Source organism: Micromonospora sp. NPDC049044, assembly GCF_040649215.1.
Lineage (GTDB): Bacteria > Actinomycetota > Actinomycetes > Mycobacteriales > Micromonosporaceae > Micromonospora.
This window is the reverse complement of sequence record NZ_JBEZFA010000076.1, coordinates 1-9,477: the sequence shown is the minus strand read 5'-3', so window position 1 is coordinate 9,477 and position 9,477 is coordinate 1. Positions and strand designations below refer to the sequence as shown.

Genomic DNA, 9,477 nt, shown 5'->3' with positions numbered 1-9,477 from the left:
TCTGGTCGTTCAGTGTCGCGGTCATCACGGCACCCTCCTCACCAGGCACAACGCCTGGCAGGTCAGGCCGGAAACACCGTTAGATCCATACTCCCCGAGGGCGGGGCGGGGCGGGGCGGGGCGGGGCGGGGTGGGGGTGGGTTAGGGGGTGGGGAGGGTGAGGGTGGCTAGGACTGGGCGGTGGTCGCTGCCGGGTAGGGCGAGCACCCGCACTGCCTGGACCGCGATGCGCCGGTCGACGAGCACGTGGTCGATGGTGACCGGTGGGATGAGGTCCCCGTCGTACGGGCCCCAGGTGCCGGTCAGGCCCTCGCCGGTGACGTCGGCGGCGTCGACGTAACCGGTGCGCAGCAGGGCGCGGAGCGGACCGTGGTCGAGAGTGGCGTTGAAGTCTCCGGCGAGGATCTGTAGGCCACCGTCCGGGGTGGCCGGGGGTTGGGCGCCCAGGTCGGCGCGCCAGTTGCCGACCTGGTCCAGCGCGTACGGGGCTGACGGGTGGGCCGACTCGACCCGTATCGGGGGTGCGCCGGGGATGGCCACCGTCCCGTACGCCTGGGTGAAGCCCCAACCGTTGAGGTTGCGCCGCAGGCCGACGTCGGTGAGCGGCCAGCGCGAGTAGAGCCCGGAGCCGGGCGTGCCGATCTCCGCGTTGAGCTGCCGGTACGGCAGCAGCCGGTCGAGGCCGGCCTGGTCCAGGGCGGCCTGCGCCGCCGGCGTGAACTCCTGCACCGTGAGCAGGTCCACCTCGTTGCGGCGGACCAGCTCGACAAGCGTCCGGGCGTCGCCGGCGCCGGCGAGCAGGTTGGCGGTGAGCAGCCGCACGGTCGGCCCGGTCGCCGGCGGCTGCGGGGCGGCCAACGCCCGAGGTGCGACGACGCCGAGCAACGCCACGGCCGTCAGGGCCGCGACAGCCGCCGGCCACCAGCGCCGCAGGGCGAGTGCGAGGGCGAGCGGCAGCACGCTGAAACCCGCGATGTACGGCGTGAAGGCGAGCGCCTGCACCAGCGGACCCCGGTCCAGGCCGATCAGCCGGGCTGCCGCCCAGAGTGCGCCCGGCGCGACCGCCAGCCAGCAGAGTGCCGGGCCGAGCCGAGAGCGGCGGTACCACCGGGGCGTGGGCGGAGGCCCGTCGACGATCATGACGGTGATCCTAGTGCCTATGTCGAAACTGTTTCGTGAACGGTTTTACGTTCACGTTTCGCAATTATCTGACGGCTGATTGACAAGTCGATAAAGTGAGATCAACTATTGACTCTCGGCTTTTTCCGGTGCTACGTTCCATCTGGCTTAAACGACGCAACTCTGAGTAGTAATCCCAGCTCAGGGGGGATGTAGATCCTTCAGGAATCAATCTCACCGGTTGCCAGTGGGCGAGGTTTCCCGCACCCCAGTGTCGTCGTCCGCCTATTTATGGGCAGTCATCCGTCCCGCCCCGCGGGTCGGCCGAATTCGCACGGTCACACAAGGGGGACCTGTCATGGAAACATCTCTCCGACGCAAGGCGGCAGCTGTCACGTTCGCCGTCCTGGCGCTCACTCTGGCTGGCGGGGGGATCGCCGTCGCCCAACCGTCGGCGAAGGCGCCGCAGCCGGCCGTCAAGCAGGCGGAACGTCGCACGAACAGTCAGCCGCCGGTCACCGCCGAGTCCGCGCGCTCGGCGAAGGCCGCAATGAAGGCGGGTGGGGTCACCACGATGGCGGCGGCCAGCTGGTTCACCGTCGTCAACGCCAACGGCACCAAGGCGCGTGGCACCGGCACCGTGCTCAAGTACGGCCCCGGCGAGTACGAGGTGCAGTTCGGCTACAACGTCTCGGCCGGTGCCTTCCTGGCCACCATCTCCCGAGCCGACTCCTGCTGCATCCCGCCCGCTGGGGAGATCGCGGTCGCCCCGCGGCTGGGCACGCCCAACGCGGTCTTCATCCAGACCCGCGACTCGGCGGGAACACCTGCCGACCGAGGCTTCACCCTGCTCACCCACACACCCTGACCGAATCGACACCCGGCCCCCGCGCTCGTGCGCGGGGGCCGGGCGCTGTCCACCCGCCCTCGCCCGACGGCCCGGCCATGATCGCCCGTGCGCGACGCGGGGCGCTGTCCACCCGCGTCCGCCCGCCACGACCCCGTGCCCGACGCGGGTTGCGTGCATCCGTGCTGTCCGGGCCAGTGTGATGCCCGCGCCCACCGCCGCGCCGGTCCTGGCCCCGCCTGCCGGGTGCCGACCTGGTTGTCGGTCCTCGGCAGGCTCGCGTCGATCGTCACGCTTGCGTGCGACTCATCCCCGTTCGAGCCACCCCGGGCCGGTCCGGCCCGCACAATCCCACGTTTGCCGGGCCCCCGCCCCGGGAAGCAAGCACCGTGACGGACATCTCGGACACCCTGGCCAGCATGCCCAGCTCGGTCGATCGCGAGCCGACAGGCGTCGAGCTGGAACAGACCCTCTTCGAGGTCAAACGCGTGATCGTCGGGCAGGATCGGCTCGTCCAACGCCTGCTCACCGCACTGATCGCCAACGGGCACTGCCTCCTGGAGGGCGTACCCGGAGTGGCCAAGACCCTGGCCGCGCAGACCCTCGCCACAGTCGTCGGCGGCACCTTCTCCCGGATCCAGTTCACCCCGGACCTGGTCCCCTCCGACATCGTCGGCACCCGGATCTACCGGGCCTCCAAGGAGACCTTCGACATCGAGTTGGGTCCGATCATGGCCAACCTGGTGCTGGCCGACGAAATCAACCGTGCCCCGGCCAAGGTGCAGTCGGCGCTGCTGGAGGCGATGGCCGAACGGCAGGTCTCCATCGGCGGGCGCAGCTGGCCGGTCCCGGCCCCGTTCCTGGTCCTGGCCACCCAGAACCCGATCGAGTCCGAGGGGGTCTACCAACTCCCGGAGGCGCAGCGCGACCGGTTCCTGATGAAGGTGGTCGTCGACTACCCGAGCGACGCCGACGAACTCGCCATCCTCTACCGGATGAGCACCGACCGGCCGAGCCCGCGCCCGGTGCTCGACGCGCAACGACTGCGGGACCTCCAGGCCCACGCCGAGAAGGTCTTCGTGCATCACGCGTTGGCCGAGTACGTGGTGCGGCTGATCCTCGCCACCCGTGACCCGGGCCGCTTCGGGCTGCCGGAGATCGCCCCGCTGTTGGCGTACGGCGCCAGCCCGCGGGCCACCCTGGGCCTGGTCGCCGCCGCCCGGGCCCAGGCACTGCTGCGGGGGCGGGAGTACGTGCTGCCCGAGGACGTCCGCGAGCTGGCCGTCGACGTCCTCGCCCACCGGCTGGTGCTCTCCTTCGACGCGGTGGCCGACGGGGTGTCGGCCGAGAGCCTGGTGCGACGGCTGGTCGAAGCGGTGCCACCGCCCCGGTTGGCCACCGGTAACCCGCAGCAGACACCGGACCTGGCGGCGGCATGAGACGAGCTGACGTCGTACCCGCCGACCCGGGCCTCGCCGAGTTGGCCCCGGACCAGCGGGTACGTCGCCTCGAACTGACAGTCACGCGGCGGCTCAACGGGCTGCTGCACGGCCAGTACCGCGGCCTGCTGCCCGGACCGGGAAGTGAACCCGCCGGCAGCCGCGAGTACCGGCCGGGCGAGGACGAGGTCCGCCGGATGGACTGGGCGGTGACGGCCCGTACCGCCGTCCCGCACGTCCGCCAGGTCGACGCCGACCGGGAACTGACCACCTGGCTTTTGGTCGACGGCAGCGCCAGCATGGAGTTCGGCACCGCCGAGCTGGACAAGCGGGAGCTGGCGGTGGCCGCGGTCGCGGCGGTCGGCTTCCTGACCGCGGGCGTCGGCAACCGCCTCGGTGCCCAGGTGCTGCGGGCCGACGGGGTACGCCGCTTCCCGGCCCGCAGTGGGCGTACCCATCTGCTCGCCCTGCTCCGCACGCTGCTCACCGCCCCGCGGCCCACCCCGCCCGCCGACCGACCGGGGTGGGGGTCACCGGACCTGGCCGACGGGCTCGACGCGCTGCACCGGATCGCCAACCGACGCGGTCTGGTGGTGGTGGTCTCCGACTTCCTCGACGGCCTGCCCGACGACCCCGACCAGCCGGCGCCCTGGGAACGCACGGTGCGCCGGCTGGCCGCCCGGCACCAGGTGCTGGCGATCGAGGTCACCGACCCGCGTGAGCTGGAGCTACCGGACGTCGGGCTGATCACGCTCGTCGACCCGGAAACCGGTCGGCACCGCGAGGTGTGCACATCGGACCGCCGGTTGCGCGAACGCTACGCCGAGGCCGCCGCCGCCCAACGCGACCAGATCCACACGTCGTTGCGCCGCAGCGGTGCCACCCACCTGCCGCTGCGCACCGACGCGGACTGGAGCGCGGACGTCGTTCGGCACGTGCACGCCCAGCGTCGACTGGCCGCCGCGCCGGTCGGCCCAGCCCGGGGAGGTGTCGCGTGACCTGGCAGTCTCCGCTGCGACTCTGGCTGCTGCTCGGCGTCCTCGCCCTCGTCGGCGCGTACCTGCTGGTGCAGCGTCGGCGCAGCCGGTACGCGGTCCGCTTCACCAACCTGCGGCTGCTGGACCGGGTGGCGCCGGAGCGGCCCGCCTGGCGTCGGCACGTACCGGCCGGGCTCTTCCTGGCCATGCTGGCCCTGCTCGTCGTCGGGTTCGCCCGCCCCAGCGCCGAGGTCCGGGTGCCTCGGGAACGGGCCACGGTGATGGTGGCGGTGGACGTGTCCACGTCGATGCTCGCCACCGACGTCGAGCCGGACCGGTTGGCCGCGGCGAAGCAGGCGGCCCGCCGGTTCGTCGACGGCCTGCCCGACGAGTTCAACGTGGGTCTTGTCGCCTTCGCCGGCAGCGCGGCAGTGCTGGTGCCACCCGGCACCGACCGGGACGCCCTCGAGGAGGGGATCGGCCGGCTCGCCGAGGGCATCACCGGCGTGCAGGGCACCGCGATCGGCGAGGCCATCAACACGTCCCTCGGCGCGGTCAAGAGCCTGGACAGCGCGGCCGCGAAGAAGCCGCCACCGGCCCGGATCATCCTGCTCTCCGACGGCGCCAACACCTCCGGGATGGACCCGATGGAGGCGGCGGCCGAGGCGGTGACGGCGGAGGTGCCGGTGCACTCCATCTCGTTCGGGACACCGTCCGGGTTCGTCGACCGCGGCGGCCGACCCATCCAGGTGCCGGTCGACGGGCAAACCCTCAAGGAGGTCGCCGAGGAGACCGGCGGGATGTTCCACGAGGCCAGCACCACCGAGGAGTTGCGCGCCGTCTACGACGACATTGGCAGCTCGGTCGGTTACCGCACCGAGCGGCAGGACGTCTCGGCCCGGTTCATCGGCCTCGGACTGGTGTTCGCGATGGGCGCCGCCGCCGGCTCGATGCGCTGGTTCTCCCGCCTGCCCTGACCGCCGCGCACCACAGTCGTCGACCGTGAGGAGTACGCATGGCTGTACAGACCGGACTGGGCGAACCGCGCGGTCCCTGGTTCATCTCGCCGCAGCTCGACCCGGACGGGCGCGGGTGGTGGGATCCGCCCGAGCGTGACCCGGGCGGGCGTCGGCCCCGACGGCTGCTCGCCGCGCTGGCCGTGGTGGCGCTCTCCACCGTCTCGGGCGCCGTCGCCGGGGGCGTGGTAGCCAGCCGGGACGCGGATCCCGGCGCGGCCGCGGCGTCCGCCGCCCCGGTCCCGGCCGAGTTGGTCACCGCGGCCGAACGGACCGTACCCGGGGTGGTGTCGGTGCTGGCCGGGGGTACGACAGCCGGTTCCGCGACCGGCGGGGTGGCGACCGGCGGCCCCGCGACCGGCTCCGGGTTCGCCGTCGACGACCAGCAGCACCTGATCACCAACGATCACATCCTGGCCAAGGGCGGTGGGGGACCGGTGACAGTGGAACTGCCCGACGGCCGACGGTTCGCCGCCGAGGTGGTGGGCCGGGAACCCCGCAGCGACCTGGCCGTGCTGAAGGTGCCGGCGGCGGCCGGGCTCACCCCGTTGCCGATGGCCAAGCCGGGCGCGACCCGGGTCGGTGAACCCGTACTCGCGGTCGGCTCGCCGCTCGGTCTCGCCGGCACTGTCACCGCCGGCATCGTCAGCGCGTTGGACCGCGAGGTGCGGCTGGGCAACAACCGGCACCGCGCGGTGCAGACCGACGCGTCGATCAACCCCGGCAACTCGGGTGGGCCACTCGTCAACGCCCGCGGAGAGGTGGTCGGCGTGAACACCGCCATCGCCACCATCGACGGGAGCGGCTCGATCGGGATCGGGTTCGCCATCCCGATCGACCAGGTGCAGCAGACCGCCGACACGATCATCGGCAAGGGTGGCTGACCTGCGCGGACAGCCGAGGTGCGGCCAGTGTCGGATATCCGGCCGGACGGCATCGGACCATGGAAATATTACTGTCGGTATGGATACTGGCGGAGGTGGAGCGTCCTCTTCTCGCGGTCCTCCTGCTGGTGGGCCTGGTCATCGGATGTGCAGTGGGGTCGGCGTACGCCCGGGCACGACGCGGGTGGAACGACTACCAGACGGTCCGGAAGTCGGTGCCGGGCGCCCGTCGAGGTGCCTGGTCACTGATCCGTGGAGTCGCAGTGAAAGCCGCGGTGATCGCGTTGCTGCTCTTCGGCGCGGTGGCGTACGCGGCGGTCGGCTCCGACGAGGAAACCGCCGGGCGGCCGGCGCCCGGCCACTCCCCGACGCAGCGGGAGACTTCGCACCGATGACCACCGGTGGGTCGTCGCGGGTTAGCCTCGGGGCGTGGACGACGGACTGCGGGTGACCGATCGGTGGATCGTTCCCGCCGGGGAGTTGCGGGAGCGCTTCTCCCGCTCCTCCGGGCCGGGTGGGCAGGGCGTGAACACCGCCGACTCCCGGGTGGAGCTGAGCTACGACCTGGCCAACTCGCCGGCCGTACCCGACTGGCTGCGGTCACGGGCCCTGGCCCGGCTGGCCAACCGCCTGGTCGACGGGGTGCTGACGATCGCCGCGAGTGAGCACCGGGCCCAGCTGGCCAATCGGGAGGCGGCCCGGGAACGGATGACCGCGCTGCTGCGGGAGGCCGCCGCACCTCCACCGCCGCCGCGCCGGGCGACCCGCCCGTCGCGCGGAGCCAAGGAGCGCCGGCTGGCCGAGAAGAAGCGCCAGTCCCAGCGCAAACGGGACCGCCGCGCCGACGGCGAGTAGGCGGCGGTCGAGTCAGGCCGGCACCGCGGCGAGCAGCCGGTCGCGCAGCACGGCGGCCCGGTCGGCGAACCCCCGCTGCGCCGCCGCGTACTCCGCCCGACCGTCCGGGGTCTCCACCCGCACCGGCGGATAGCCGAGTGCCGCCAGGTCGTACGGGCTGGCCCGCATGTCAAGCGTGCGGATCTCCCGGGCCAGTTCGAACGTGTCGGCCACCAGCTCCGACCCGATCAGCGGGGACAACTTGTAGGCCCACTTGTACAGATCCATGTTGGCGTGCAGGCAGCCCGGCTGCTCGTGCGCGTGCTGCGTCTCCCGGGTCGGGGTGAGCACGTTCAACGGTCGGGCCGGCGCTGTGAAGAACCGGAACGCGTCGAAATGGCTGCACCGCACGCCCCGCTCCTCGACGACGGCGGCGGTCCGCTCCGGGGTCAGCCGCAGCGGCCAGGAGTTGTGCCGCAGCTCCTCCCGGGTCTGCCGGTAGACCATCGCCCACTCGTGCATCCCGAAGCAGCCGAGGTGCGGCGCCCGCCCGGCGGTGGCGGCCAGCAGGGAGCGGATCCAGGCGATCGACTCGCCGCGTCGGGCGCGTACCGCATCGGTGTCGAGGGTGACCCCGGCGGTGGTGGCGCGGTAGTCCCGGCCGAATTCGCCCGGATCGGCGCCGCGCAGCTCGACCCCGGCGCCCGGGTGCCAGCGACGCAGCTGGGCCGGGCGGTGCGAGTAGTAGGTGAACAGGAAGTCGGCCACCGGGTGCCGTTCACCGCGCCGCCGCCGGGCCAGGTGCGGGGTCAGCCAGACGTCCACCCGCTCCTCGTGGGCCCGCCGGCGCGCCTGCCACTGCGCCACGTCGAGCACGGCGGGGGCGAGGGCGGCGGTCACGCACCCCAGGGTACGACCGCCGCCCGCGCACCCGGTCAGGGCATGTGCACCCGCACCCCGGCGGAGAACACCCCGCTGCGCAGCTCCAACTGCTCCGGCGGGTCCCGTCCGTCGACGGTGAAGACAAGCGGCAGCACCATCCGACTGCCCGCGGCCATCGGGTCGGCGAAGATGTCCCGACCCAGGTTCGCCGCCCGGGTGGCCGGCTCGTCGGTGCTCACCCAGCGCCCGCCGGGCAGGTAGGCCCGTTGCAGTTGGCCGTGCCAGGGTTGGTGGTCGCCGGTGATGTTGCGCACGCCCACGGTGGCCTGGCAGCGTCGGCCACTGGCTGGCGGGACACCCCCGCCGTCGGTCTTCCCGGCGGTGCCGGGCGCTCCGCACGACATCCGGTAGACGGTGAACTCGAACGCCGAATCGCGAAGTGGCACCCCCACCGGCCCGGTGACCCCGCTACCCACCCACGCGCCGCTGGTGGGCTGCTTCTGCGTGTCGATCGCCGAGACCTGCCGGGTCGCCGTCCAGCCCGCGGTGCCGACGACGCCGGCCAGTACCGCCACGGCCGCACCCACCAACAACCAGACCGGCGGGGTACGCCGACGCCGCGTCGCGCTCGGGGCGGCCGGTCGCGGATAGATCGTTCCGCGACCGCCGTCGGCTCCGCTCCCGCCGCCGGGTCCGCCCCGGCCGGCCAGTGCGGCAGCCGTGACCCGGCCCGCGCGCCGACGTCGCCACACCCACACCAGGGCGGCGCTGACCAGCAGCAGCACCGCCAGTCCGGCGAGCAGCACCGGGTACCGACGCCAGGGGGGTGCCGCGGTGACCTCCGCCGCCGGCGCCGCCGCCGCCTGCCAGGTGGCCGTGGCGCAGTCGTACGGCCGGGTGCCGTCACTCGTGAACGCGCAGGCCGGCGCGGTCAGTGGCTGGCCGGGTGCGGTCGCGGCCAGCGCGGTGCCGAGCGTGGTGCTGCTGTGCGCCGGCAGTCTCAACCGCCAGGTCACCTCGGTGGTGGACCCGCCGGCCGGGGTGGACCGGCCACCGGCGCTGATCGCGGTCGGTGCCGACCCCGCCGGCAACTCCTGCCGCACTGTGGTGTCCACCGGGGCGTTGCCCACGTTGCGCACCTGGATCCGGTACCTCGGTGCCGGGCTGCTCTCCGACGCGACCGCCACCGTGACCTGCTGCGGGGGCGCCGAAGCCGGTGCCCGGGACGGCGGGGCCACCGCCGGTGGCGCTGACGGCGGGGTGGGCTCGGCGGACATCCGCGCGACCACCGCGACCGTCGGATGCGTGCGCTCCGGTGGCGCGGCCGTCGGCACCCCGGTCGGCCCGCCGCCCGGTCGAGCCGCGCCGCCCGGCGGTGGTGTGGGGCCCGGTCGAGCCGCGCCGCCCGGTCGTGGTGTGGTGTCCGGTCGGGCCGCACTGCCCGGCGGTGGTGTGGGGCCCGGTCGGGCCGCGCCTCCC

At 73.3% G+C, this 9,477-nt stretch carries 9 protein-coding genes and 1 pseudogene; 7 read left to right on the top strand and 3 right to left on the bottom strand.

What is annotated here, in order from left to right:
- Window positions 1-141 precede the first annotated feature (141 nt).
- Window positions 142-1,140, bottom strand: a complete 999-nt coding sequence (locus AB0B85_RS33415; protein ID WP_357413746.1) for an endonuclease/exonuclease/phosphatase family protein — start codon at window positions 1,138-1,140, stop codon at window positions 142-144.
- Between the two features lie 337 nt (window positions 1,141-1,477).
- Here AB0B85_RS33415 and AB0B85_RS33410 point away from each other — a divergent pair, with 337 nt between their 5' ends.
- The 7 genes from AB0B85_RS33410 to arfB all read left to right on the top strand — a co-directional run bounded on the left by AB0B85_RS33410 (window position 1,478) and on the right by arfB (window position 7,137).
- Window positions 1,478-1,987 carry a hypothetical protein gene (locus AB0B85_RS33410; RefSeq protein WP_357413743.1) on the top strand — a complete coding sequence of 170 codons (510 nt, stop codon included), beginning with the start codon at window positions 1,478-1,480 and terminating at the stop codon, window positions 1,985-1,987.
- Between the two features lie 368 nt (window positions 1,988-2,355).
- Window positions 2,356-3,405: a MoxR family ATPase gene (locus AB0B85_RS33405; RefSeq protein WP_357413741.1), complete on the top strand. Its 1,050-nt coding sequence runs from the start codon at window positions 2,356-2,358 to the stop codon at window positions 3,403-3,405.
- Entirely contained in the window at window positions 3,402-4,403 is a 1,002-nt protein-coding gene (locus AB0B85_RS33400) for a DUF58 domain-containing protein (protein ID WP_357413739.1), read from the top strand. Before AB0B85_RS33405 ends, AB0B85_RS33400 begins: the two co-directional genes overlap by 4 nt.
- A complete protein-coding gene (locus AB0B85_RS33395) occupies window positions 4,400-5,359 on the top strand; it encodes a VWA domain-containing protein (protein WP_357413738.1) in 960 nt (319 codons plus the stop codon). The genes AB0B85_RS33400 and AB0B85_RS33395 overlap by 4 nt, the downstream gene beginning before the upstream one ends.
- A gap of 38 nt (window positions 5,360-5,397) precedes the next feature.
- Window positions 5,398-6,282 (top strand): trypsin-like peptidase domain-containing protein, encoded by an 885-nt coding sequence (locus tag AB0B85_RS33390; RefSeq protein WP_357413736.1) that lies wholly within the window; start codon window positions 5,398-5,400, stop codon window positions 6,280-6,282.
- 95 nt (window positions 6,283-6,377) lie between these two features.
- Complete coding sequence (locus AB0B85_RS33385; RefSeq protein ID WP_357413734.1) at window positions 6,378-6,677, top strand: hypothetical protein; 300 nt, start codon at window positions 6,378-6,380, stop codon at window positions 6,675-6,677.
- Window positions 6,678-6,711: 34 nt separating this feature from the next.
- On the top strand, window positions 6,712-7,137 hold the full coding sequence (arfB, locus tag AB0B85_RS33380) for an alternative ribosome rescue aminoacyl-tRNA hydrolase ArfB (RefSeq protein WP_357413732.1): 426 nt from the start codon (window positions 6,712-6,714) through the stop codon (window positions 7,135-7,137).
- 12 nt (window positions 7,138-7,149) lie between these two features.
- On the opposite strand, the gene AB0B85_RS33375 is transcribed toward arfB, so the two are convergent.
- Window positions 7,150-8,016 (bottom strand): 3-methyladenine DNA glycosylase, encoded by an 867-nt coding sequence (locus tag AB0B85_RS33375; RefSeq protein WP_357413730.1) that lies wholly within the window; start codon window positions 8,014-8,016, stop codon window positions 7,150-7,152.
- 35 nt (window positions 8,017-8,051) lie between these two features.
- Window positions 8,052-9,272 (bottom strand): annotated as a pseudogene (locus AB0B85_RS33370) (hypothetical protein); the annotation flags it as partial.
- Window positions 9,273-9,477 lie beyond the last annotated feature (205 nt).

Excerpts from the sequence above, each read along its gene's own strand:
- AB0B85_RS33415 (WP_357413746.1), bottom strand. The coding sequence starts at position 1,140 with ATGATCGTCGACGGGCCTCCGCCCACGCCCCGGTGGTACCGCCGCTCT.
- AB0B85_RS33410 (WP_357413743.1), top strand. The coding sequence starts at position 1,478 with ATGGAAACATCTCTCCGACGCAAGGCGGCAGCTGTCACGTTCGCCGTC.
- AB0B85_RS33400 (WP_357413739.1), top strand. The coding sequence starts at position 3,402 with ATGAGACGAGCTGACGTCGTACCCGCCGACCCGGGCCTCGCCGAGTTG.
- AB0B85_RS33390 (WP_357413736.1), top strand. The coding sequence starts at position 5,398 with ATGGCTGTACAGACCGGACTGGGCGAACCGCGCGGTCCCTGGTTCATC.